We start from the raw sequence: 24,125 nt of genomic DNA, 5'->3' as shown, positions 1-24,125 counted from the left end.
GTGGGGTGGACCGGCGTGGGCCGGAGCAGGGTCAGTGCGGGCTGGGCATGGGTAAGCCCCGCTGCTGGGCTGCCTCCCCGGCGGTCGGGGTCACTTGTTGCGAAGAGTGCAGGCAGCCCAGCGTCGGGGCTTGATAGGTGTCGCTACCTCAGGTCACTGGACCTAGGCTGCGACGAGTTCCTCTTCCGTAGCCTCTTCACGGGCCTCGGTGAGGAAACGGGCGTACGCAGGGATGGTGAGGAAGGTGGGGAATTCCTCGGCCAGGGTGACTTCTTCGAAGATGGCGCGGGCGTCAGCGAAACGGTCTCCGTCGAAGCGTTCCAGGCGGGCGTATTCCTCGTCCAGCATGTCCTCCACCCATTCGCGGGTGATGATGTCGCCTTGCTCCGTGATGGCGTGGGAGTGGATCCATTGCCAGAGCTGGGACCTGGAGATCTCGGCGGTGGCAGCGTCTTCCATGAGGTTGTGGATGGCCACGGCCCCGTTGCCGCGCAGCCAGGACTCGATGTAGCGGATTCCTACCTCGATGTTCAGGCGAACCCCGCCCTCGGTGATGGTTCCCTCGGTGCTGGCGATGTCGATCAACGCGCGGTCATCCGGGGTGACATCCTCGCGGGAGCGGTCCAACTGGTTGGGGCGGTCTCCGAGAACTGAGTCGAACACTTCCCGGCACACCGGCACCAGGTCCGGGTGGGCCACCCACGAGCCGTCAAAGCCGTCGTTGGCCTCACGGGTCTTGTCCGCACGGACCTTCTCGAACGACGCAGTGTTGGCGGCCTCATCCTTCCGGTTGGGAACAGCTGCTGCCATGCCCCCAATAGCCATGGCACCACGGCGGTGGCAGGCCCTGACCAGTTGCTCGGTGTAGGCACGCATGAACGGCTGGGTCATGGTCACCTGGCCGCGGTCCGGGAGCACAAAACGCGGTCCGCGGGTACGGAAGTTCTTGATCAGGGAGAAGATGTAGTCCCAACGTCCGGCATTCAAACCTGAAGCGTGGTCCCGCAGTTCGTACAGGATCTCTTCCATCTCGAACGCGGCCGTGATGGTTTCGATCAGCACCGTGGCGCGGATGGTGCCCTGCGGAATGCCGAGCAGATCCTGGGCCAGGACGAAGATGTCATTCCACAGCCGTGCTTCGAGGTGGTTCTCGATCTTCGGCAGGTAGAAGTACGGGCCCTTGCCCTGGGCCAGCAGGCGTCGGGCGTTGTGGAAGAAGAACAGTCCGAAGTCCACAATGCCGCCGGCGATCGGCTTGCCATCGATCAGCATGTGCTTCTCCGGCAGGTGCCAGCCACGCGGACGAACCACAATAGTGGGCAGGTCCTCGGCGGCCTTGAGCTTGTATTCCTTGCCCTCAGGGGAGGTGAAATCGATGCGGCGCTCCAAAGCATCGGTCAGGTTCAGCTGGCCCTGGATGACGTTCCGCCACGTCGGCGTGGACGAGTCTTCCATGTCAGCGAGCCACACCTTCGCACCCGAGTTCAGGGCGTTGATGGTCATCTTCTTATCCACCGGACCCGTGATCTCCACGCGACGATCCTCCAAACCCGGAGCCGGGGGAGCCACACGCCACGACGGATCATTCCGGATGCCCTCAGTCTCGGGACGGAACCGGGGATCCTGGCCACTGGAAATCTGGTTGCGGCGGGCATGCCGTGCCTGCATCAGCTCCTGACGACGATCCGCCGTAGCCCTGTGCAACTTGCCAATGAACTCAAGCGCGTCCGGCGTCAAAACCTCGTTCTGCCGGCAAATGGGCTGAGCGGTGATAGTGATGCCATTGATAGTGAAGTTGTCAGTGAAGCTGTTCATTTCAATCTCTCCTTGAGAAGCAAAGTTCGACGGCGGCGCTTGTCTGGGTGGGTCGGGCCTGGGTCGGGTTGGGCCGGTTTGGGTCCGGCCTTCGGACCGGAACTGCTCTGCCTGCTATTCCCCTTATGCGGGTCTGACCTCGCTGAGCGAGGACAAACCCTGATAAGGGGGCCCTTTTACGCAGGCTGCCGCAATACCGGCCTCTTCGGCCTGGTGCCTGCTTCCCCGATAACGGTCGACCCAACGGTCGAACAAGGTGATCCGGAAGCGTGCGTAAAAGGGGCCCTGTCCCCGCCGTCGACCGAGCTTTGCGAGGTCTATCGGCGGGGACGGGGAATAGCACGCGGAGGATTGCCTTGTTCGACCTCCGCAGGCAGAGCGTTGCCGGTCTGTAGGCCGGAGGCGACAACCGTCACCGGAGCCGAGGACCGCCGTCGGAAGTGGTTAGTGGAACTGGCCTTCTTCGGTGGATCCCACCAGGGCCAAAGTGGATGCGTTCGGGTTGAGCGCGGTTGCGATGTCGTCGAAGTAGCCGGTGCCGACTTCGCGCTGGTGCTTGGTGGCGGTGTAGCCGCGGGACTCGGAGGCGAATTCCTTTTCCTGGAGTTCGACGTACGCGCTCATACCTTCACGGGCGTAACCGTGGGCGAGGTCGAACATGGAGTAGTTCAGGGCGTGGAAGCCGGCCAGGGTGATGAACTGGAACGTGAAGCCCATGGCACCGAGCTCGCGTTGGAACTTGGCGATGGTGGTGTCGTCCAGGTGCTTGCGCCAGTTGAAGGACGGGGAGCAGTTGTAGGAGAGCATCTGGTCCGGGAAGTCGGCTTTGACCGATTCGGCGAACTTGCGTGCCAGTTCCAGGTCCGGGGTTCCCGTCTCCATCCAGATGAGGTCGGAGTACGGGGCGTAGGCCTTGGCGCGGGCGATGCAGGGTTCGATCCCGTTGCGGACTTTGTAGAAGCCCTCTGGAGTGCGTTCACCGGTGGTGAATTCCTGGTCGCGCTCGTCAACGTCTGAGGTGATCAGGGTTGCTGCTTCGGCGTCGGTACGGGCGATGACCACGGTGGGGGTGCCTGCGACGTCGGCTGCCAAGCGGGCCGCGTTCAGCGTGCGGATGTGCTGCTGGGTGGGAATCAGAACCTTGCCGCCGAGGTGGCCGCACTTCTTTTCCGATGCGAGCTGGTCTTCCCAGTGAACACCGGAGGTGCCTGCGGTGATCATGGATTTCATGAGTTCGTAGGCGTTCAGCGGGCCACCGAAACCGGCTTCGGCGTCGGCGACGATCGGGACCAACCAGTCCTCAACAGTTTTGACGCCCTCGGCATATTCGATCTGGTCTGCGCGGAGCAGGGCGTTGTTGATGCGGCGGACCACCTGGGGGACCGAGTTGGCCGGGTACAGGGACTGGTCCGGGTAGGTCTGGCCGGAAAGGTTGGCGTCAGCAGCCACCTGCCAGCCGGAAAGGTAGATGGCGCGAAGGCCGGCCTTGACCTGCTGCACGGCCTGGTTGCCGGTCAGGGCGCCCAGGGCGTTGGTGTAGCCACCGGTGGGAGCTTCCTCGGTGAGCTGCTTCCACAGCTTCTCCGAACCGCGACGGGCGAGGGTGTGCTCTTCGGAGACGCGACCACGGAGGCGGACGACGTCAGTGGCCGAGTAATCGCGGGTGACGCCTTCCCAACGCGGGTTGGCGGACCATTCAAGTTCCAGCGCTGCGGCCTGCTGCTCTGCGGTCTGCTCTGCTGGTTCAAATGATGCGGTCATCTTAATCTCCTATGTGGTGCCCGGGCCGGCCTCCGCTGCGCCTTTGCTGCATCGGCCGGCTTATCCGGGGTCTGTATTTCTTTTTCGTAAGTCCTACTTTTCTGCACTTCCAAGAGGGTTGCTAGAGTAAAAGTGTGGAAAGAAATGCACTTCTTCGCGTATTCTCAAGAAATGTCTCCTGTGAGCTGGAATCGCGAAGTAGCATCGCCGTCGTCATCCGCTGCGTCCCCTGAACTGGACGTCATCAGCCTTGGGCGCCGTGTGCGCCATCTGCGTAAGCAGGCCGGGCTGACGCTGGACGACTTGAGTGCCGCCGTCGGGACCGCGCCGAGTCAACTGAGCCTGATCGAAAACGGCAAGCGCGAACCAAAATTGGGGCTGCTTCAGCAGCTTGCCGCCTCGCTGAATGTGACCATCGATCAGCTGCTTGGAGCGGAGCCGCCGAGCCGTAGGGCGGCGCTGGAAATCGAGCTGGAACGGTACCAGCGCGGACCGCTGTATGAGTCCCTCAACCTGCCCAAAATCCGCATCAGCTCGCGGTTGCCGCTGGATGTTCTGGAGTCGCAGGTGGGGCTGCTTCAGGAGCTCGAACGCAAGCTTAATGAGCAAGTTGCGACGCCGGAGGAAGCCCGCCGCGCGAACGGCGAGTTGCGTGCCATGATGCGCGAGCGCGGTAACTATTTCCCGGAGTATGAGGCGGAGGCGCAGAAGGTCCTCAAAGGGGTGGGTTACACCACCGGTCCGTTGAGCCAGCACGTCATTGCGGACATCGCGGAGAACCTCGGTTTTTCCCTTCACCATGTGGGCGATCTGCCGCACTCCACGCGGTCCGTGACGGATTTGAAGAACCGCAGAATTTATCTGACGCAGAACCAGCGCCAGGATCACGACCCCCGCTCGGTCCTCCTTCAGGCGTTGGGCCACTACGTCCTGGGGCATGAAACTCCGCGGAACTACGGCGATTTCCTGGCACAGCGCGTGGCCACCAACTACTTTGCCGCCGCCTTGTTGCTACCGGAGCAGGCCACGGTGGAGTTCCTGCAAAAAGCGAAGGCGGCCAAGGAGATCGCCGTGGAAGACATCCGCGACGCCTTCGCCGTGTCCTACGAAACTGCTGCCCACCGCTTCACCAACCTGGCCACCAAGCACCTGGGCATCACCACCCACTTCCAGAAGACCCACCAATCCGGCATCATCTACAAGGCCTACGAGAACGACGGTGTGACCTTCCCGCAGGATCACACCGGGGCCATTGAAGGGCAGCCTTCCTGCAAAGCGTGGACCTCGCGTGCGGTGTTCGACGTGCCGGACAAGTTCAGCGCCTACAGCCAGTACACGGACACGCCATCGGGCACTTACTGGTGCACGGCGCGGACAGAGCGCTCCGCGGCAGGTGAATTCTCCTTGAGCATCGGTGTCCCGTATCAGCACGTGAAGTGGTTCCGTGGCAGGGAAACCACCGCCCGGGCCACATCCAATTGCCCGGATCCCAACTGCTGCAAGCGCCCGCCGGAGTCCTTGGCGAATGAGTGGGCCGGAAACGCCTGGCCCTCCGCGCGGGCCCACTCGCACCTCCTCGCCGCCATGCCTCCCGGCGCATTCCCCGGCGTGGACGAGACCGAGGTGTACAGCTTCTTGGCGGCCCACTCCGAGCGCTAACGCTCCATCACGTCCCGCGGGCTTGAGCTGGACGCTCGCTCACGTCCCGCGGGCTTGAGCTGGACGCTCGCTCACGTCCCGCGGGCCTGCAGGCCTTAGTCAGCGGACCAACCGGCCCACCAGCACCGCCGCAGCATCAACGACGTCGTCGGCTTCCCGCTTGGATGCGCTGAGCGCCACTTCCTGCCCGGCCACCGTGATGATGTCCGTGATCACCGCAACGGTAAGCCGCCCCAAGGTGTCGTCGCTTGCACCCAGGAGCACAGAGTTCTGGCGCACCCATTCGCGCCCACGTTCACGTCGGAGGACTTCGAAGCCCGGGGGAGTGTCGCCCTCGATGAAGACGCGCTCCAAGTCCCGGTGCTTCCAGGTGTAGTCGAAGTAGCTGCGGCTGCCCACGTTGAACAGTGCAAGGGGATCGGCCTCGCCGGCCTTGCGTGCTTTTGCCACGGACGCTGCCACCAGGCGTTCATGCTCGTTTTGGTAGTCGTCCCACAAGGCAAGGAAGAGTTCAGTCTTTCCGCCGAAATGGTGATAGAGGCTACCCACGCTGGACCCTGCTCGGGAAACGATGTCCGAGATGCTGGCGTCGGTGAAGCCATGTTCCACAAACACCCCGGACGCCGAGTCCAGGAGATTTCGCTGGGTTGCCGCGGTTCGGGTCCATTGCCAGGAACTCGCGCTGCTGGCCACTTGGGACGCTTTCCGGACCACGCCTTCACTCCTCTCGGGCAGAACAAGGACCGGAGTGTCTACCGGCCATTTTCTGGAATCGTACCTGCGGAACAATCCACATAGCCAGCAAGATGTCTTGACTGGCCCCGGCAGCTCAAGAAATAATTCTGGAAGTCTGTTCTAGAAATACATATTGCGGCGTATATCCGAATGCTGCGATTTTTGACGTGGGACGCCCCGAAACCCGGGTGCCGTTTTCGCCGTCGGGCTTCAACTGGTTGAATCGCTATATAGCGCCAACTGGTCGCAGCCAAACAAGCCAGAGAGGAACGCGGCCTGATGTCCGTTTCAAGCAAGTCGTCCGGGATTACGTCGAACAGGTGGTTCAAACCCGTCGCCGTCACCGTAGGAGCCTTGGTGGTGGCACTGATTCTGGTGCTCGTTGCGCAATGGTTGCGGACACTCCAGCCCGTGCAGCAATTCCTCACTGACTACCCCGGGCATTCAGCAATTCCTGATGGCACACCCACGGGCTTCCCGGCGTGGCTCGGCTGGCAGCACTTCCTCAACATGTTCTTCATCGTCCTGATCATCCGGTCCGGCTGGCAGGTGCGCACCACCACTCGCCCGGCCGCCAACTGGACCCGGAATAACAAGGGACTTATCAAGACCAAGAACCCGCCCACCAAGATCAGCCTGGACCTCTGGTTCCACTTGACCTTGGATGCGCTGTGGGTTCTGAACGGCATCATCTTCATTGTGCTGCTGTTCGCCACGGGACAGTGGTTGAGGATCGTGCCCACCAACTGGGACGTCTTCCCCAACGCCGTGTCGGCAGGTTTGCAGTATGCCTCGCTGAACTGGCCGGTTGAAAATGGCTGGAACAACTACAACAGCCTCCAACTCCTCACCTACTTCATCACGGTGTTCGTGGCCGCGCCGCTGGCCATCATCACAGGCATTCGGATGTCCGGTGCATGGCCCAAGAAGGCTGCGATCAACAAGTTCTACCCGATCGAGCTGGCCCGGAAGATCCACTTCCCGGTGATGATCTACTTCGTGGCTTTCGTGATTGTCCACGTGACGCTGGTGCTGGCTACCGGCGCGCTGAACAACCTGAACCACATGTACGCCTCCAACAATGACTACAGCTGGTGGGGCTTCGGCATCTTCGCTGCCTCCATCGTTTTCACGGCGGCTGCATGGTTCCTGGCAAGGCCCCTGTTCCTGCGGCCCATCGCCTCGCTCATGGGCAAGGTCTCGCGCTAGCCTTCACGCAAAGAAAGACAGCCGCCCCGGAAGTGTTTCCGGGGCGGCTGCTTTTGTCTGTATCGAGAGAGGCTAGGACAGCGCCCCGCCCTGCCACAGAGCATCGAACGGAGCGCCCGAGGACACCCGGTTCTTGATGCCGGCCGTCACGAAAGCCTTCGCGGTCCGCGCGGCTTCCAACGGCGTCGCGCCCTTCGCGAGTTCGGCGGTCACAGCTGCAGCAAGGGAGCAACCAGCACCGGAGACAGCCACTTCGCCAACCTTCGGAGCGCGAAGGACTTCCAGCGTTTCACCGTCGTAGTAGACGTCGACGGCGTCCGGGCCTTCCAGCCGCACCCCGCCCTTGGCAAGGACTGCTGCGCCGCTGATCTCGTGGATACGGATGGCAGCGGCCTTGAGCGACTCTTCGTCGGTGATGGTGAGCCCGGACAGCGACTCGGCTTCGAAGTGGTTCGGAGTGACAAACGTTGCCAACGGCAGGATCTGGGCCTTGAGGGCCTGATCGGTGTCCAGGGCGTGGCCGGGCTCCTGGCCCTTGCAGATCAGGACAGGGTCCAGGACCACATGCTTGAAGGAGCCATCTGCCAGCGCCTTTTCCACTGTGCTGATGGTTGCCGGGCTGCCGAGCATGCCGATCTTCACGGTATCCAACACCGATGGTGCGCCCGAAGCGGCACCATATGCCGCCGTCGTGGCTTCCAATTGATCGGCAATAACTTGCTGGTCCACCGGCACAAAGCGGTGGTTCCAGTTGTCCTGCGGGTTGAAGGAAACGATGCAGGTGAGGTTGGCGATGCCGAACACTCCGAGTTCCTGGAAGGTTTTGAGGTCCGCCTGCGCGCCGGCGCCGCCGGTCGCTTCGGAGCCGGCGATGGTCAGGGCGATGGCAGGGGCAACGGCTGAAGTCATGTCTTCCATTTTGCCATTTGCCAGGCCGCACCTCCGATTTCGGGCTCGGACGGCTACCCGTGCAGCGTCCGGTAAGCGGTCTGCGCCGCCGGATGCAGAGGCACGCCGGCGGTGTTGATGAGCGTCTCGGGGCTAAGGAACTGCACGCCCGTGCTGGACTTTGGCACAAGATCCTGGGCTTGTTCCACCAGCAGCTCCACGGTCTGCCGGACAACATGATCCGCCAGATCCTTGCGGCACAGGAGCAGGTTGGCCACACCAACAGTCCACACAGCGGGTGCGTTTCCGTAGCTGTTCGCGGGGATGAGGACACGGTCGTAAAAGAAACCGGACTCAGCCCGGGTAGCCGGAACGAGTTCAGAAAGGTCCAAGAGCCGCATGCCGAGGGCCTGGGAGGCAGCCGCGATGGGCGCCGTTGGGACGCCGCCGGACTGGATCATGACGTCAATGGAACCTTCGGCCAGGGCAGCCAGCGCGTGATTGAGTCCAAGGTTCACCTGCTTCAGCGCCCGGTCCGGACCGGCTGTCGCCGGAGATAACCCCGCGGCAGCAATAATGCGCCCGGCAGTGAGGGTAGTCCCGGAACCCACTTCACCCACACCAGCGGTCTTCCCGGCGAGGTCGGCGAAGGTCCGGATGCCGCTGTCTTCCCGCACCATGCAGTGGACGTAGTTTTGGTACACCTTTCCCAATGCCACCAACTGCCCGCCTTCTGCGTCCGTGGCTGCGTCCGTCGCCGCGGGGGCTGCGGCTTGCGCTGCGGCGTCGGCCAGCGCGACGGCGAACGTTGCCTGTCCGGATAAGAGGCGCTGAATGTTTTCCAGGCTTCCACCGGTGGTCACGGCAACTGCCCTCTCAGCAACCCCTTCCCGTTGCAGCAAGTCCGCGAGCAGGGTGGCGAACTCAAGGTAGAAGCCGCCCGATTCGCCACCGGCAACGGTGATTTCCTTCGGCCGTTCCTCCGCGGTGCAGCCTGCAGATGTTGTAAGGAGGGGACCGCCGACCCCAAGGACCACGGCTGTTTTGATGGCATTTCGCCGGGACATGCCAGGCCGGGATAAAGCAGGTGACTCAGGCATGCGAACCGTCCCGTGGCCGTGCGAATTCCAGCCGGGCCCTCAACCCGTGTGGCTCACGCGTATCCAGGACCAGCCGCGCCCCGTTAGCCTCCGCCAGGCGTTCCACAATGGTCATACCCAGGCCATTACCGGGAATCCCGCTGTGCTGCGGCGCCCGCCAGAACCTGGTGGTGGACGCGCTGAGTTGATCGGCAGGGAGGCCGGGGCCGTCGTCGGAAATCTCGACGGCGGTGCCTCCTTTGGTCTCATGCGTGGCCACGGCGATGCGGGCTCCTGGCGCGTACTTGATGGCATTTGCAAGGAGTTCACCCACCATGTGTGCGAGTTCATCGGGGTCGCACATGATCTGGCTCTCGGACGGCGGACCCTCCAAGGTCAGCTCCGCCCCCGCATTCCGAGCGGCCGGCGTGGCTCTTTCCACCTCACCCTGCAGGACCGGGAAAGGATCGATGACGGAGTGGCGCTGCTGCTCTGCTTTCCGCTCCACACGGGCAGTCCCTTCAGAGGCGCGATGTTCAGCGGTGGCCAGCTTCAGCACGCCGTCGAGCATCTCCTCCACCCGTTCAAGTTCGGCAATAACGCCGGCGGCGGCCGCCTTTTCGGGGTCGCTCTTCAGCTCGAGCTGCAGAAGATCGATCCTCAAACGCAACGCGCCCACCGGGTTGCGGAGCTGGTGCGACGTATCTGCGATGAGCCGGCGCTGCGAGTCCATGCTCCTGGTCACGGTATCGGCCATGGCGGTGAAAGAACGGCTCAACTCCCGAAGCTCAGGCGGACCGGCTTCGGGAAGCTGACTGGTTTTGCCCGTGGCCTCGAGCTCGCGGACTGCCCTGCTCAGGCGATGGACCGGGCGCAAAACCCAAGCCGTGATCCGGGCAGCGGCCAGCAGGAGCAGCGCGCCAAGCGCAACGGCGGCGAGCACCACCACCAGCCACCGCGCCCGAAGCTTCTGCCGGGCTGGATCAAGGTCCACTTCAAGAACTACCTCGCCGAGTACCTGGCTGGCTGTACCGAAGGATCTGGAAATGAAGTCATTGCCCGTCCCGAACGCACGGATGGGGTTCAGCGTAGTGTCGCTGAGGTTCAGGCTCGCCCGGTTCAGCGCACCCTTGACCTCAGGCTGGTCCTCGCTGAGACCGCCCGAGCGGAGGGATTTCTGTTGGAGCCGGATCAGGACACCTTCACCATAGAGCTCGGAGTACCGGTCCATTTCCCGCTGTAGTTGGGTGGTGTTGTTGTCCGCCGCGGCGTCACTGGCCAGCTGCGCGAAGCGGTTGAGGGCTGCCACGCGGTTGATCTGCAGCTCCTGGGTGAGCTCCCGGCTGGCCGAGGTGAGGATCACGCTGGACACCGTCACCACAATGATCACCACCAGCAGGCTCAAAACGCCCAGAACCCGGACTTTCACGGCTGCTCAACCCGGTAACCCACGCCTCGGACGTTGATGATGAATCCGGGAATCTGGAGCTTGGACCTCAGCCCCGTGAGGTGAACGTCCAAGGATCTGGAATGCGCCAGGAACGCATCACCCCAGAGCGCATCCAGGATTTGCTCCCTGGTCACCACTGATCCTGCGTTCCTGACCAAGAGGCTGAGGAGGTCGAATTCGGTGGCGGTGAGGGCGAGTTGCCTTTCTCCGACGACGGCCACGCGGCGATCGAGGTCTACCTCCAGATTTCCGAGGACTATGGCGTGCGGAGCTTCCTGGCCCGATCGGTTGGTGCGTCTGGTCACTGCTTCGATTCTGGCGAGCAATTCCACCAACTTCACGGGTTTGACCAGATAGTCATCAGCGCCGGACCGGAGGCCCAGGACTACGCTGCGTTCGTCGTCGCGCGCCGTCAGAATCAGGATGGGAATCTGGGTGACCTGTCTTAGCTTGCGCAGCACATCCAAGCCGTCCAGGTCCGGGAGGCCGAGGTCCAGCAGGATCACTTCATGCTGCCTGTGCGCCAATAACGCATCCTCGCCGCGCGACACCCGGGTGTGCTTATGGCCGGCTGAGGCGACGGCTGCACTCAAGGCCGACGCCATGGCGTCGTCATCCTCGACGATGAGCACGTGCACTGTCCGGATCCTTTGGCTTGCGGGGGTGGTTCGCTATCGGGGGTTCATGCGGGTGGTCCGCTACTAGAGCTTAACGTTGTGGGGCCCGCTCTGCGCCCTTCGGAGTATCCAAAGCGCGTAGAACGGGCCCAACAAGGCAGGCGGTTCAGGCGTCGACGCGATCCTTCGCGCCGCCGTCGTCCGCTGCGCCCTTGGCCACGAAGGCGCTGCCCTGTTCCGCGTCCAAGTGCGTGGGCTTCTTGTTCTTCAGCGCGAAGATGTACACCAGCAGCGAGACGAAGATCGCAGCCGTGACGTAGGTGAAGAACATGTCCACCTGGCCCGACTTCTGCAAGGCTGCACCAATCAGCGGAACCGTGCCGCCGAACAGCGAGTTGGCGATCGCGTAACCGAGCCCCACGCCAAGGGCACGGATGGACGCGGGGAACAGCTCAGCCTTCACCAAAGCGTTGATGGACGTGTAACCACCAACCATCAGGAGACCGCCCATCATCAGCAGGAACGCCATGAAGGGATCCTTGGTGCCGGCGAGCGTGGAGAGCAGCGGCCAAGTAAACAGCACACCGGTCACACCAAACCAGATCAGGAGCGGCTTCCGGCCGATCTTGTCAGAGAGCATGCCGTAAACCGGCTGCAGCAGCATGAAGATGAACAGAGCCCAGAAGTTGATGACGGAAGTGTCTGTCTTGGCGATGCCCGAGGTATCGTTCATGAACTTGAGGATGAAGTTGGTGTATGTGTAGAACGCCACCGTGCCGCCAAGAGTGATGCCGATGCAGATCAGCAACGGCTTCCAGTGCTTGGTGAGCAGGAGCTTCATGGTGCCGGGCTGTGCCTCGCCCTCAACCTTGACGTGCGCGGCGCGGAGCTGATCTGCGGAAAGGGTCTCCTCCATGGAACGGCGCAGCCAGAGAACAACAAGTGCAGCGACACCACCAATAGCGAAGGGAATCCGCCAGCCCCACGCGGTCAGGTCTTCCTTGCTCATGGTGTTCTGCAGGATCACCAACACCAGAAGGGCCAGCATCTGCCCGCCGATGAGCGTCACATACTGGAAGCTGGAGAAGAAACCACGCCGCTTGGCCGTTGCGGCTTCGGACATGTAAGTGGCGCTGGTGCCGTATTCGCCACCCACTGAGAAGCCCTGAACCATGCGGATGAACACCAACAGGATCATGGCCCAAAGACCAATGACGTCCTGCGTGGGCATGATGGCGATAGCGAATGAGCCCGCAGACATCATGGTTACGCTCAGTGTCAGTGCAGCCTTGCGACCCTTGCGATCGGCGTAACGCCCGAAGAACCAGCTGCCGATCGGACGCATGAGGAACGACGTCGAGAAGACTGCCATCGCCTCCAGCCCGGCCTGAAGATCGTCCGAAGAATTAAAGAAGTGCGACTGGAAATAAGCCGCGAAAGCGGTGTAAACGTAAACATCGAACCACTCCACGAGGTTGCCCGCGGAGCCCTTAAGGATGTTGCTCACGGCCTTGCGAGTCTGGGCGGCCTCGCTCAGAGGCGCAGCTTGTTGGGTGCTCATCAATGAACCTTCCTGGACGGCAGCCTTTTGCGGCAGCCGTGTCTTGCATGAGTTCGTTCTGTCCATGAAGCGGGTGCTCATGGCGTCCTTGCGCATGGCTCTTCGTCGACTAAGAAAGGTCCTCCAAAGGTGAAAGAGGACATGTTCCAAACTATGGGTGATGCACGGCACAGCCCTAGCGGGCCGGGCATTTCCTAACACTTCCTTAGGTTTCGGCTTGCGTCGCTGGCGCCGGTGGCGTCGCTGGCGCCGGTTGAGGTTCGACGGCGGGTGGTGGGGCCAGTGTCCTGTCGTTCCGTCGCCCGGTGGTCCCCTTGCGGACGCTCTCGCGGATCCCTCGGCTTTGGCTGGGTCGCTCTTTCAGGTCCCTCGACGAACTAATCGGTAAGCGCGCTGACGTCGTTGATGCGCACCAGTTTCCACGCGGCGAGGCGGCCAACACCGGCGGCCAAGGCAATTGACGATGAGAAAAGTAGGGGACCTATCCCTGAAAGTCCGCCGAATGGCGCACACATGAGCAAACCTCCGGCGAAAAACGCGGCAACGTGAAGCCATTGATTCCGAACTCGACGCAGTGCCAAACCGAGAAGTGACCCCGCCGCCGCGCCAACCACCCAGACAGGGAGCAGGCTGTAAAAGAAGACAATGATGGCCCATGCCGGCGCTTGGACGCCCCACAAGACGCAGAATGTGAGGTGCGCTACCGCGATTCCCACAGCCAGGCCCTTGGCGCCGAGCACCACCCGATCCTTGGACCCGTACCGCCATTCGGCAGACGTGCGGGGACTTGCAAGCCCGTACTCGGCCTCGTCAGTCCACGGTTCCTGGCTCATGGTTATTCTCCTGGATAGTGAAAGAGCGTTCGGCTGAAGGGGTGATTATGTGAGTGAGCGTTCGGCTGTATGGGTGATTATGTGCGGGAGGGATGGTCGTTGATGAGGACGAGTTTCCAGACGGCCAGTCGGCCATGCCAGCTCCAAGCGCTGCAGGAAGTGTCATGTAGGCCAAAGTGTGAATGGTCCAACCCGTGAAAGTAACTCCTACCAGGGTTCCCACCAAGGCTCCGGCGACGATGAAGCCAGAATGCCGGATGGTTAGGCGAGTTCATCGAGTAGCCGCGATCTGGTTGAGCGCGCCGGCCAAAGTTGGGTGCTGAAACGCGAAGCCGGCCTCGAGCAGTTTCCGGGGTTCCACCCATCGGCTTTTGAGGACCAACTCGGTCTGCGTGCGGATCAGGACCGCGCCCGCTTCAAGGAGCCAAGCGGGCGTCGGAATGCCAAAAGGAACACCCATGCTTTGCCGGACCAATGACATCAGTTCGCGGTTATCCACGGGGTAAGGCGTTGCCGCGTTCACGGGACCGGTCAGCTCAGCATGCTCATGCACGAACAGCACTGAACGGAAGAGGTCCTCCACATGGATCCAGCTGAACTTTTGCGTTCCAGGTCCCATATGCCCGCCCAATCCGAGCCGGGCGAGGTTCCGCAGAGGGCTCATGACACCACCGGCACCGAGCACGATCGCAATGCGCAGCGGCACTTTCCGGGTACCAGGCACGTCAGCCGCCGCCAACTCGGCCTCCCACGCGCGGGCCACGTCCACGGAAAACCCGCTGCCCAGCTCACCCGACGATTCAGACTGCGGACCGTCTTCAGCGTGCCGGTAAATAGTGCCAGTACTCGAGTTGATCCAGGTACTCGGAGGTTCGGCGCAGGCGGCAACAGCGCGGCCGAGCGTCCGCGTTGTCAGAACGCGGGAGTCCATAATCTCGCGCCGGTGCCGCTCGTTGTAACGGCAATTCACGGACCGTCCGGCAAGGTTTACCAGCAGTTCGGCGCCGTTCAGCACCTTGGTGATGGCGCCGTCGTCGTGCCATTGCGCATCAGCGGAGGCATCCCGCCCGACGGTCCTGACCTGCCAACCGTCCTCAAGAAACCGCCGTCTGAAGTAGCTGCCAATAAATCCACTGGCCCCCGCGATCACCACTGTCCGCGGCATCACGAGTCTTCCTTGACGCTGCGTACGAGCCCCAAAACGTCGTCGAAGACTTTGCTGACGCCCGGGACTTTCGCGAGGGACAGGCCGCGGGCCACGAGGGGGGCGGCGCCGTCGATCAGTTTTCGTGTACGTCGCTGTCCTTCGGAGCGGTCGTAGACCCAGAAAAGCGCGACGCCCATGTACGCCAGCCACAGCAGTTCGGGCAGATCCCCGCGCAGCTTTTTCGCTACAGCCGGGGAGGAGCCTTCGACAGCGGACCTGAAGATCGCGAGCGAAGCCTCGCGGGCGGCGGTGGACGCCTCACCGAACGGGTTAACGGGCGACGACGGCCGGATCGCCGTCGCGATGAAGTCGGAACCGAACTGGTGGTAAGGCGCCATGACGTCCACTCCTGTGTGCAGAACCGCCTTCAGGCGCCCCGCAAGATCCTGCACATTTTCGAGTGCCTGCGCCGCGATCACCGCATGCTCGTCCTGCACTTGGATGTACAGCTCCTGGACGAGCTCGTCCTTGGAGGCGAAGTAGTAATAGGCGTTCCCCACCGACACCCCGGCTTCCTGTGCGATGGCTCGCATGGTGGTTTTTTCGAAGCCGATTTCACGGAACATCTTCAATGCCACGTCGGCCACCAGTTGGCGGGTCTGCTCACTCTTTGCGGCCATCGGTTGCTGCTCCTCAATCCGTTTTTGAACGTGTTCAAGAATGAGTATGCCACGCTTTCTGAACGTGTTCAAAAACTGGGGAATGGCAGGACGTGAAGGAGGGATGCTCGACAGGGGATGGGATGTGAGGGAGGGATGCTCGAAAGGGCGCGGAATGTGAAGGAGGGATGCTCGACAGGGGATGGGATGTGAAGGAGGGATGCTCAAAAGGGGATGGGATGTGAAGGAGGGATGGCAGTGGGAGAATGGAACCGGTGCCGGGCCGGATGCCCCACCAACCACAGTGCTAATACAGCGGGGCGCCCTTTCGAAAAAGGGGCCTGCGCAAACCACTACGAAATGGATGACCCATGCCCTCGCCCTCAGGCTCCAGTACTTTGAGCAAGCCCGCGCCGCGTTTCGCGTCGATCGGTTCCCCCTATTTCGGCATCATGTTGGCCATCATGGCCGTGGTGCTGATCCTTTCCAACATCGGCGCATCCAAGGGCGTAGTGCTCGGACCGATCATCACGGATGGCGGGTTCTTCCTCTTTCCCATCGCCTACATCCTGGGCGACGTGATGAGCGAGGTCTATGGCTTCAAAGTTGCGCGGAAGGCCATCATTACCTCGTTCGCACTCTCGGTCTTTGCTTCCCTTTGCTACTGGATCATCATCGTGCTGCCCGGGTTCAACGACGAGTACGGCACCGCCAAGCAAGCTGCTATTGAAGGCGCCCTGGGACCGGTGCCGCAGATTGTCCTGGCCTCACTGCTTGCATTCCTTGCCGGGCAAACCATCAATTCCTGGATCCTGGTGAAGATGAAGGCCCGCACTGGTGAGAAGTCCCTGTGGGCACGCCTGATGGGCTCGTCCGTAGTGGGCGAATTCGTGGACACACTGATCTTCTGCAGCATCGCCGCATCTGTCATTGGCATCACGGACGCGGGCTCGTTCCTGAACTACGTCCTGGTTGGCTTTGTGTACAAGACCGCCGTGGAGTTCCTGTTCGTCCCGATCACCGTGCTGGTGGTCGGCTGGATCAAGAAGCGCGAGCCGAGCTACGGGGTTGCTGCAGCCTAGGCTTGGACTGAGCTGGCGCGGCGCTGAGTTCACCGGATGAACCCGAGGACGCGGGAGCTGTACAAGATCGCCGGATAAGCCCGGCGACCTCGCGCGGCTCCCGCGTGTTCGCGCGGCTCCCGCGTTCTCGAAACCCAGTGAGGCGGCAGGACTCGCGGAGCGCGCCTGGCTCCCGTCATCTCTTGAGCGCTTTCAGAACCCGCGCCTTGAACTCCTGCTCCTGAAACAGGTCCTTCCATTCCACACGGATGAAGAACCAGCCGTCCTCTACCAGGGCCTTCTCCCGGCGTCGTTCCTCAAAGATCACCCGGTCTGTGCGGGCGTACTTGAAGTACTTAACCTCCCCGTCGAACTCAAGGGCCACCTTCTCTTTCTTCCAAGCGAAATCCATTCGGTGCCGTCCGATCCGGGTTTGCACCTCCACCTGGGCCTCAGGCATAGGCAATTTGAGGCGCATGAGCAGTTCACGGCAGAGAGTTTCGCCAGGGGATTCCGAGCGGGGGTCAGCATGAGCCAAACACCTCTGCAGGGTACGGCATCCTCGCCGTCCGGAGAGCGTGCTTGCGTGGGCTTGCATGAGCGGCTTGTCCGCTCCCAGCCGCAGCGCATGATCCATGATGATCAACGCTTGCCGGTAGTTCAGACTCTTGGCACAGTCCACGACAGTTCGCTCAAGATCGGTGACCTGGAGGAATTCCACCGTGGTGATCTGGGAGCGTGTCAATCGCAGTTTGTGCCCGCGAACATCCTTGCCGAGCCGCTCGCTGGATGGGTTGGACGGAAGTGTGACGTGGATGGTTTGATCCACGTTCCAAAGAAACAGTCCGTGCAGCCTGGCCGCGGACGTGTGGCTGTAGACGTAGCCGCCGGTGGACGTGGTGAGCGTTCCGTGTGCATGCGCGTGGATCAGCTGCTTACCGCGGACGTCTTCCGGCTGTTTTTCCCATGCCGCGCGGCGTATATAACAGCCTTGGCGTACCCGGATGAGGTCACCCTGGCGGACCAGCGTGCCGATTGCCCGTGAACTGAGTCCTAGTTCATTGAGCTGCTGGGTGCGCCAAAGGGTTCCCATTTGAGGGAGGGATGCAGTTGGTTTTTGACTCATCAACTCAGCCTCAGGCAGGCTCGACGCCGAAAGTAGACCCCGCCGTCGTTATGTGGACAACACGCGAAATCGCCGGACCTAGGCCGGGGACGCGGGAGCTGTGCGAGTTAGCCGGACAGGCCCGGCGAGCCTGCACGGCTCCGGCGATCCTGCACGGCTCCGGCGCTCTGGCATGGTTCCCGCGATCTCGGCGCGCTACGAGTAGTACCGGCCCAACGTCTCCGCCTTGAACTCGAAGAAGTCCCCGGATTCGATGGCCAGGCGGGCGTCGTCCACCATCTTCACCACAAAGCGCTCGTTGTGAATGGAGATCAGGGTTGCGGAGAGCATTTCCTTGGCCTTGAACAAATGGTGGATGTAGGCGCGCGAGTAGTTCAGGCACGTGTAGCAGTCGCAGCCATCCTGCAGGGGTCCGAAATCGGTCTTATAGCGGGCCCCGGAAAGGTTGAACCGGCCAGACGGAGTGTAGAACGCCGAGTTCCGGGCAACACGGGTGGGTGAGACGCAGTCGAAGGTATCAGCACCGTTTTCGACTGCCGTGAAGATGTCGTCCGGCTCGGAGATACCCAGCAGGTGGCGCGGCTTATCCTCGGGAAGTTCCTCGTTGCACCAGCGCACAATGGTGCCCAGGTTTTCCTTCTCCAGCGCCCCGCCGATCCCGTACCCGTCAAAAGGCATGGCGCCCAGATCCTGGCAGGCCTTGCGCCGCAGGTCCTCATATTGGGCTCCCTGAATCACGCCGAACAGCGCTTGGTACGGCTTGCCCGTCCGCGAGGAAGTCAGCGAGGCGTGCTCCTCCAGGCATCGCAAAGCCCAAAGCCGCGTCCGTTCCAACGACTCCTCCTGGTAGGCCCGGGAGTTCTGCAGTGTGGTGAGCTCATCGAAGGCGAACATGATGTCCGCCCCGATCTGGTGCTGGACCTGCATGGAGATTTCGGGGGAGAAGCGGTGCTTGTCGCCGTTGAGGTGCGACTTGAACCACACCCCGTCGTCGTCAATGTGGGCCAGGCGTTCCTTGCCGGGCGCTACGGCGTCATCGGGCCCGGACGAATCCACATTTTTCATGTCGATCACTTTTTTGAACCCCGAGCCCAGGCTCATCACTTGGAATCCGCCAGAGTCTGTAAAAGTGGGCCCGGACCAGTTCATGAACGCGCCCAGCCCGCCCGCGGCGTCGAGGATTTCCGGACCTGGCTGCAGGTACAGGTGGTACGCGTTGGCGAGGACGGCCTGCGCACCTAGCTCGGAAATGGACTCCGGCAGCACCGCCTTCACCGTTGCTTTGGTTCCGACGGCGATGAACGCGGGCGTCTGGATGGTTCCGTGCGGTGTGGTGATGGTTCCGGTCCGGCCCAGGAACGCGCCCCCGTTGGCATCTATCTGAGCGTCCGACGGCGAGCACGTTTCAGTCAGGCGCTTGCCCACTGAAAAGGAGAACTCGGATTGCCTGCCGGACAAACCGGGCAGGGCAGGGGAAGATGCAGGAGCAGATGAGGAAGCTGGCACGCTATCAAGTGTGCCAGCTTTACCGGGAGTACCCTGCCGATAAGCCCTTAGGACCCGTAGTTCTCAGCCTTCCAGTTGTCCCAGGATGACCGGATGTCCGCCAAGGTGTGGGCCCCCAAATCGTAGGTGGAGGCAATCACCATGGAACCGCCGTCGGGCCTTTTCTCCGGAATCGGCAGTTGCTCCGCGACGATCAGCAGCCCCTCCCCATGCTCGGCGTAGCTGTGGACGGTGAGTCCCACTTGGTGCCGGCTCTTGAACCAGACCTTGCCGGAGATCTTCTCGCCGGTTGCCAAGGTGAGCGAGTACTCCTCCCCAACGGGCGGAAGATCGCCGAGCCCCAGCTTCTCAATCGCCGGCCCACCTTTGCCCGGAAGCGGCATGAAGTGCGTCCGCCGGTGTCCGTGTGGGTGCCGTTCCAAAGCGAAACGCAGCTGGTGCAGGAACGTGAGCCAGCCCTGGGTGATGTCCTCATCCCATTCCGCCCACTCCGAATTGTGGTCCAGGGCGGCCCGGGTGATCTTCACTTCGGTTCCGCCTGAGACGGGGTGGAGCTCAAAGACGTCGCCGCCATTGACCGTCAGGCTCGTGTGATCGGGCCCCTCCACAACATCGGTGTTGAAGTAGATCTGTTTGATTTCGTCGGTGAGATCATCAGCTTCCCAGCCGTGCCATTGAGCCACCAGCGACGGTTCGCGCAGCATGGTCCAAACCTGCTGCGCGTCGGCATTAACAACAACGCTCAGATTGTTCGTCATGGCCCCGAATCTACCGCCGTTGGCGCCCACATAACAGGTCTTGATCTTCCGCAAATAGGCCGAACCGGAAAGCTAGGCGCGTACCGACTCGAGTTCGTTGCCGATCCGCCGGGCCAACTCTTCCTCGCCGATGGTCTTGGAGCCGCCGTGGGCACGCAGGAACATCAGCGCTTCCAGACGGAGGAACCGCCATTCGCGCTCAGCCTCGTGGTTCCCGTGGTCGATCGCGCGGAAGATTTCCTTGTCATACAGGTTGGGTTCGTTGAGCGAGCGTTGGCGCACGCGCGCATTGATCCGGGCCTTGAAGGGGTCCTCTTCCTGGGACTCGGGCGAACGCAGGAGTTTTTCATACACGGCGGCGCGTTCGGCCTGGCCCGCTTCGCGGCAGATGAAACTGGACAGCGCCAGCGCCCGTTCAATCGATGCCCAACGGTCCAGGTTGCCGTCAAAGGGCAACACATTGAGCAGATCGGCCACCGCCAGGGCATGATCCGGATCGCGGAGCACGATGCAAAGATCGAAGGCAAGATCACTAAGGTCCCGGAGGCAGCTCCCGGATTTGGTGTTGATGCCCTTCGCCAGTCGTTCCGCCAGGACCTGCACGCCGTTCTTGCCCTTGTGGTTGGCGGCCGCGGCACGGACCACGGCTTCGGGCGTGCCGTCGGGCTCGGGGATGAGCGCCATCTCTTCGGCGCTGGGGCCGGTGTACGTCGGCGGCGTCTCCGGGCGGGGAGGCACGACGACGGCGGGCCCGGTGGGCGCTTCGGCGTCACCTTCTGTGGTGGCGTCTGCGGAGGAAGCTGTTGCTTCGGCGCCAACAGGAACACTGGACCCGATCGCGATCCGCACTGTGCCGCCGTCGACCATTGTTACCAGCAGCAAAGCGGCAACGCCGTAATCGTCGTTTTGAACCTCAACTGCGGCGATTTCCTCGGCCGGGCCGTCCCCGGGCGGGAACACGAAATCCCCGGGCTGCAGGTCCCCAGCCTGCTTTTCTCTGTACTGCTGTGTGGCTGGGCTGTGAGTCATCGGAAGTCCTTTGGTTCTCGTGGGGTCCGCCGTCCAGTCTACAAAGACCGGCCGGCGTAAGGGCCGGGACCCGCTAGAGAACGATGCCCGAGAAAGCCAGAGCCTGCCGGACGAGGTTCCCGCGGCCGCCGTCGAATTCCTGCTGCACGTTCTCGCTGAGCACCTCTTGGGGCGTCATCCACGTCAGTTCCAAGGCGTCTTGGCGGGGTTCACATTCGCCGGTCACAGGAATGATGTAGGCCAGCGAGACCGCATGCTGGCGATCGTCGGTGAAGCCCGTCTGTGACGGAGCGGGGAAATACTCGGCAACGGTGAAGGGAACAGGGCTGATGGGCAGCTGCGGGAAAGCCAGGGGGCCCAGGTCCTTTTCCATGTGCCTCAGGAGGGCGGCACGAATGGTTTCGCGGTAGAGAACGCGGCCGGAGACGAGGTAGCGGACCATGTTTCCGTCGGCGTCGCCCTGCAGGAGGGTGCCTACTTCGTTGACATAGCCGAGCGGATCCAGCCTGACCGGAACGGCCTCCACATAGACCATGGGGAGTCGGCCGCGGGCTTCGAAGAGGTCTTCATCTGAAAGCCAGCCTGGATACGGGTCGGGTGTACGTACGCTCATGGTTAAGTTCTACCGCATCACCCGCCGAACTTCCTTGGTGGCACTGCCGTGGCTGCGGGGTTACGCTCTCGGCTGTATTACGGGCGGGAACCGGTAACTTTCTCTATGGCAATGGATGCCGGGGCCGCGCCGCTCACTGCGTCCGGGTTGGCGACGTACAGGACGTCCTCGCTGATCCTGGCCTCAACGTCCGCAGTCCTGAGACGCGCCAGCAAGGGCTCCAATTCGCCGTCGTACTCAAATGCGAGGTCCCCGTTGCTGGTGTCGGCGCCATGAATGACCCGCAAGATTCCGCCGTTTTTGGTGGTGAAGGTGGCTGACTCGTCGTCCTCAGTCCGTGGCCGGGCGCCAATGTTCCGCAAGGCGCTTCCGGCAAGGCCCACAAAGGGGCTCACCCACGTAGCTACCACGCTCAGCGCTTGATCGGCCTCGCCGGAGGTGGCCCAAGTGCCATCAGCTGCACGTTGCGCGGGGAAAGCAAAGAACTCAAAGCCGTCGTCGGTGGAGACACGCACCGAGGGCCCCTCAGAGGCTTCATGGAGTTCAGCCTGGGTGCCGTCCTCCTCCGTGCGGCGTGCGAATTCCTCCAGGTCACCAACCTCCACACTGAAAACCGTGGAGCCATCCAGCGCGTGTCCATGGACTACTGAACCCAGCGCAAGGCGACCCGATCCGGCGTCGAACTCCTGCCAATCGCCGTCGTCAACCGGCATCACCAAGCCAAGCGCCTCAAGCAACGCCGCCCACTGCCGGGGGCGTGAGGTGTAGTGGATGGGGCGGGCTCGCAACATTGGTCCTCCTGGATGGGTCCTCATCAAAGCCTATGCTGAATCCATGCCCAGTGAACTTGAGGAACTTCTTGTCAACGACGGCCCAGAGTGGCGTGCGTGGCTTGCGGCGAATGCCGCTGAGAGCCCCGGCGTGTGGCTGATCCTGCACAAGAAGGGCGGCACAGTCACCGAGCTCGACTACGATGCCGCCTTGGACGAGGCCCTGTGTTTTGGCTGGATCGACGGCCAGGTCAGGAGTCGCGACGCCGAAAGCTACTTCCAGCGGATGACGCCCCGGGGCCGCAAGAGCATCTGGTCGGTGCGGAACGTAGGGCACATTGCACGGCTGGAATCCGAGGGCAAAATGACCGACGCCGGACGAGCCGTCGTCGACGCCGCGAAGGCCGATGGGCGCTGGGAAGCCGCCTACGCAGGACCGGCGGATTCGGTGGTTCCGGACGATCTCGCGGCCGCCATCGCAGCAGTTCCGGAGGCCCAGGCCATGTTTGACGTCCTGACTTCACAGAACCGCTTCGCCCTCATCCACCGCACCAACGGGGTCAAACGGGCAGAGACGCGGGCGCGCAAGATCGCCGGTTTCGTGGAAATGCTCGCCCGACACGAAACCCCCTACCCGCAAAGGAAACGGCCAGCCGGTAGCCCATCCTCTGACAGTTAGAGCGTGGCTGCAGCCTCCAGCGCCATCCACGCTTGCAGCTGCGTGGAAAGCTCGACGGCGGTCCCCGCCGGATACGTCTCGCCCGCCGGTCGCTGGGGATCGAAGGAGAACACGATCGCAGGAGTACCCTTGCGTGCGTTAACGGGGTTCGGGTCCACGCGGCGACCAGTCCACAACGCTTCAGCCGTGCTGTAAACCAAGGACTTGGCCGTTTCACGTGCCGCGGCCGGAAGCCTCGCGTCCCTGGCTGCCAGTGCCAGATAGCGGAGCAGGATGCCTGTGAAGAGCCCGCCATCGCCCGTGCCGTCTCCGCGGATGACGTCCGTGCCGGGAAGTGTGAGTTCACGTTTTACGGCGTCCACCAAGAGGGCGGCCCTCCGCAGATTCTCTTCGCCACCCAGCTCCAGCAGCGCGCCCAGGACAGGGCCTTGGTTATAGGTGTAAATGGCGTTATCCACCACCACCTGCCCATGGCTCATCCGAACCCCGTCCTGATACACGCCGCGCTCGGGGTGGAGGAGTTTGCTGTTGAGCCAGTTCACCAGCTGTTGCGCACGCTCTGTGTGTCCGGTCCGTGCATAGTAGAGGGCTACGGGGGCTGTGGCAGGGGTGTTCTTGAAGTCCCGTTTGGTGCTCCAGAAGGTGCCGCCACCAAAGTCGTCCGTAGATGCCGAGTCGAACTGCAGTGTCAGGCTCTTCCGGATATATGCGTTGCGCCGGCGACCCGGTTTTTTGGTCTCCTCCGCCAGTTTCTCCAGGCGCAGCGTGGCGAGGGCCAGCCAGGCCATGTCGTCGTAGTAGTCGTTCACGAATCGCAGCAGGTTCCGGAGCCGGATGGTGGTGAGCAGTCGCGAAGCGAGCCTGCCGGCACTAGGCCGGGAGTCGCCGTCGAACCTTTTCTTGTCCGCGAGTTCGCGGCGGCCGGCATCCACTAAACAGTCCACATAGTGCGCTTGCCACCAGTAATGCCAGGGGCCGGAGAGGCTCTTGAGGGTGGTGCCAGGCAGACTCACTGCGGCGAGGTGGGTGCCGGGCAGGAAGAGGAGGCGCCTGCCGAAGCTTCGGGTCACTGATCGGGCCGCTTGGTTGGCGCGGGTTGCCCACTGGGCGGCGTCCGTGGAGGGGGCCGGAGTTCCGGTTGGCTCGAGCTGGCTGGACATGCAATTAGCC

At 62.4% G+C, this 24,125-nt stretch carries 22 protein-coding genes; 4 read left to right on the top strand and 18 right to left on the bottom strand.

What is annotated here, in order from left to right:
- Positions 1 to 162 precede the first annotated feature (162 nt).
- Both aceB and aceA read right to left on the bottom strand, forming a co-directional pair.
- Positions 163 to 1,815, bottom strand: coding sequence for a malate synthase A (aceB, locus tag BACI9J_RS17815; RefSeq protein WP_159735541.1), 1,653 nt, complete (start codon positions 1,813 to 1,815; stop codon positions 163 to 165).
- A gap of 444 nt (positions 1,816 to 2,259) precedes the next feature.
- Complete coding sequence (aceA, locus tag BACI9J_RS17810) at positions 2,260 to 3,576, bottom strand: isocitrate lyase (RefSeq protein WP_159735540.1); 1,317 nt, start codon at positions 3,574 to 3,576, stop codon at positions 2,260 to 2,262.
- A gap of 144 nt (positions 3,577 to 3,720) precedes the next feature.
- Here aceA and BACI9J_RS17805 point away from each other — a divergent pair, with 144 nt between their 5' ends.
- Positions 3,721 to 5,235, top strand: a complete 1,515-nt coding sequence (locus BACI9J_RS17805; protein WP_159735539.1) for an XRE family transcriptional regulator — start codon at positions 3,721 to 3,723, stop codon at positions 5,233 to 5,235.
- A 99-nt stretch (positions 5,236 to 5,334) separates the two neighbouring features.
- Here BACI9J_RS17805 and BACI9J_RS17800 read toward each other — a convergent pair whose 3' ends face one another.
- Positions 5,335 to 5,949 (bottom strand): TetR/AcrR family transcriptional regulator, encoded by a 615-nt coding sequence (locus BACI9J_RS17800; protein WP_159735538.1) that lies wholly within the window; start codon positions 5,947 to 5,949, stop codon positions 5,335 to 5,337.
- A gap of 300 nt (positions 5,950 to 6,249) precedes the next feature.
- On the opposite strand from BACI9J_RS17800, the gene BACI9J_RS17795 reads away from it, so the two are divergent.
- Entirely contained in the window at positions 6,250 to 7,179 is a 930-nt protein-coding gene (locus BACI9J_RS17795; protein ID WP_159735537.1) for a cytochrome b/b6 domain-containing protein, read from the top strand.
- Positions 7,180 to 7,251: 72 nt separating this feature from the next.
- Here BACI9J_RS17795 and BACI9J_RS17790 read toward each other — a convergent pair whose 3' ends face one another.
- The 8 genes from BACI9J_RS17790 to BACI9J_RS17755 form a co-directional block, all read right to left on the bottom strand.
- A complete protein-coding gene (locus tag BACI9J_RS17790) occupies positions 7,252 to 8,088 on the bottom strand; it encodes a hydroxymethylpyrimidine/phosphomethylpyrimidine kinase (RefSeq protein WP_442858648.1) in 837 nt (278 codons plus the stop codon).
- A gap of 53 nt (positions 8,089 to 8,141) precedes the next feature.
- Complete coding sequence (locus tag BACI9J_RS17785; RefSeq protein WP_159735535.1) at positions 8,142 to 9,167, bottom strand: TAXI family TRAP transporter solute-binding subunit; 1,026 nt, start codon at positions 9,165 to 9,167, stop codon at positions 8,142 to 8,144.
- Positions 9,160 to 10,575 carry a sensor histidine kinase gene (locus tag BACI9J_RS17780; protein ID WP_159735534.1) on the bottom strand — a complete coding sequence of 472 codons (1,416 nt, stop codon included), beginning with the start codon at positions 10,573 to 10,575 and terminating at the stop codon, positions 9,160 to 9,162. The genes BACI9J_RS17785 and BACI9J_RS17780 overlap by 8 nt, the downstream gene beginning before the upstream one ends.
- On the bottom strand, positions 10,572 to 11,234 hold the full coding sequence (locus BACI9J_RS17775) for a response regulator transcription factor (RefSeq protein ID WP_159735533.1): 663 nt from the start codon (positions 11,232 to 11,234) through the stop codon (positions 10,572 to 10,574). The genes BACI9J_RS17780 and BACI9J_RS17775 overlap by 4 nt, the downstream gene beginning before the upstream one ends.
- A gap of 145 nt (positions 11,235 to 11,379) precedes the next feature.
- Positions 11,380 to 12,774, bottom strand: a complete 1,395-nt coding sequence (locus BACI9J_RS17770; RefSeq protein WP_159735532.1) for an MFS transporter — start codon at positions 12,772 to 12,774, stop codon at positions 11,380 to 11,382.
- Between the two features lie 377 nt (positions 12,775 to 13,151).
- The gene (locus BACI9J_RS17765; protein ID WP_159735531.1) at positions 13,152 to 13,607 is read right to left on the bottom strand and encodes a hypothetical protein; all 456 of its coding nucleotides are present in this window, start codon (positions 13,605 to 13,607) and stop codon (positions 13,152 to 13,154) included.
- Positions 13,608 to 13,878: 271 nt separating this feature from the next.
- Positions 13,879 to 14,775 (bottom strand): TIGR01777 family oxidoreductase, encoded by an 897-nt coding sequence (locus tag BACI9J_RS17760; protein WP_159735530.1) that lies wholly within the window; start codon positions 14,773 to 14,775, stop codon positions 13,879 to 13,881.
- Positions 14,772 to 15,434, bottom strand: a complete 663-nt coding sequence (locus BACI9J_RS17755; RefSeq protein ID WP_159735529.1) for a TetR/AcrR family transcriptional regulator — start codon at positions 15,432 to 15,434, stop codon at positions 14,772 to 14,774. Before BACI9J_RS17755 ends, BACI9J_RS17760 begins: the two co-directional genes overlap by 4 nt.
- Positions 15,435 to 15,784: 350 nt before the next feature.
- Here BACI9J_RS17755 and BACI9J_RS17750 point away from each other — a divergent pair, with 350 nt between their 5' ends.
- Positions 15,785 to 16,495 (top strand): queuosine precursor transporter, encoded by a 711-nt coding sequence (locus BACI9J_RS17750; protein WP_159735528.1) that lies wholly within the window; start codon positions 15,785 to 15,787, stop codon positions 16,493 to 16,495.
- 175 nt (positions 16,496 to 16,670) lie between these two features.
- Here the strand turns inward: BACI9J_RS17750 and BACI9J_RS17745 are convergent, their stop codons facing one another.
- The 6 genes from BACI9J_RS17745 to BACI9J_RS17720 all read right to left on the bottom strand — a co-directional run bounded on the left by BACI9J_RS17745 (position 16,671) and on the right by BACI9J_RS17720 (position 22,297).
- The gene (locus BACI9J_RS17745) at positions 16,671 to 17,600 is read right to left on the bottom strand and encodes a type IV toxin-antitoxin system AbiEi family antitoxin domain-containing protein (protein ID WP_159735527.1); all 930 of its coding nucleotides are present in this window, start codon (positions 17,598 to 17,600) and stop codon (positions 16,671 to 16,673) included.
- A 195-nt stretch (positions 17,601 to 17,795) separates the two neighbouring features.
- A complete protein-coding gene (tgt, locus tag BACI9J_RS17740; RefSeq protein WP_159735526.1) occupies positions 17,796 to 19,106 on the bottom strand; it encodes a tRNA guanosine(34) transglycosylase Tgt in 1,311 nt (436 codons plus the stop codon).
- Between the two features lie 47 nt (positions 19,107 to 19,153).
- Positions 19,154 to 19,864 (bottom strand): SRPBCC domain-containing protein, encoded by a 711-nt coding sequence (locus BACI9J_RS17735; RefSeq protein WP_159735525.1) that lies wholly within the window; start codon positions 19,862 to 19,864, stop codon positions 19,154 to 19,156.
- Positions 19,865 to 19,936: 72 nt separating this feature from the next.
- Positions 19,937 to 20,893, bottom strand: a complete 957-nt coding sequence (locus BACI9J_RS17730) for a DUF6707 family protein (RefSeq protein ID WP_159735524.1) — start codon at positions 20,891 to 20,893, stop codon at positions 19,937 to 19,939.
- Positions 20,894 to 20,966: 73 nt separating this feature from the next.
- Entirely contained in the window at positions 20,967 to 21,506 is a 540-nt protein-coding gene (locus BACI9J_RS17725; RefSeq protein WP_091465301.1) for an NUDIX hydrolase family protein, read from the bottom strand.
- A 77-nt stretch (positions 21,507 to 21,583) separates the two neighbouring features.
- The gene (locus BACI9J_RS17720) at positions 21,584 to 22,297 is read right to left on the bottom strand and encodes a hypothetical protein (RefSeq protein ID WP_159735523.1); all 714 of its coding nucleotides are present in this window, start codon (positions 22,295 to 22,297) and stop codon (positions 21,584 to 21,586) included.
- Between the two features lie 43 nt (positions 22,298 to 22,340).
- Here BACI9J_RS17720 and BACI9J_RS17715 point away from each other — a divergent pair, with 43 nt between their 5' ends.
- Entirely contained in the window at positions 22,341 to 22,955 is a 615-nt protein-coding gene (locus BACI9J_RS17715; protein ID WP_159735522.1) for a YdeI/OmpD-associated family protein, read from the top strand.
- Here the strand turns inward: BACI9J_RS17715 and BACI9J_RS17710 are convergent.
- Positions 22,952 to 24,115, bottom strand: coding sequence for a glycoside hydrolase family 76 protein (locus tag BACI9J_RS17710; RefSeq protein WP_159735521.1), 1,164 nt, complete (start codon positions 24,113 to 24,115; stop codon positions 22,952 to 22,954). The two genes, BACI9J_RS17715 and BACI9J_RS17710, sit on opposite strands and share 4 nt — an antisense overlap.
- Positions 24,116 to 24,125 lie beyond the last annotated feature (10 nt).

The sequence above is a fragment of the Arthrobacter sp. 9V genome, from assembly GCF_902506065.1.
In the GTDB taxonomy this organism is placed as follows: Bacteria; Actinomycetota; Actinomycetes; order Actinomycetales; family Micrococcaceae; genus Arthrobacter.
This window is presented reverse-complemented; position numbering and strand designations above follow the sequence as displayed.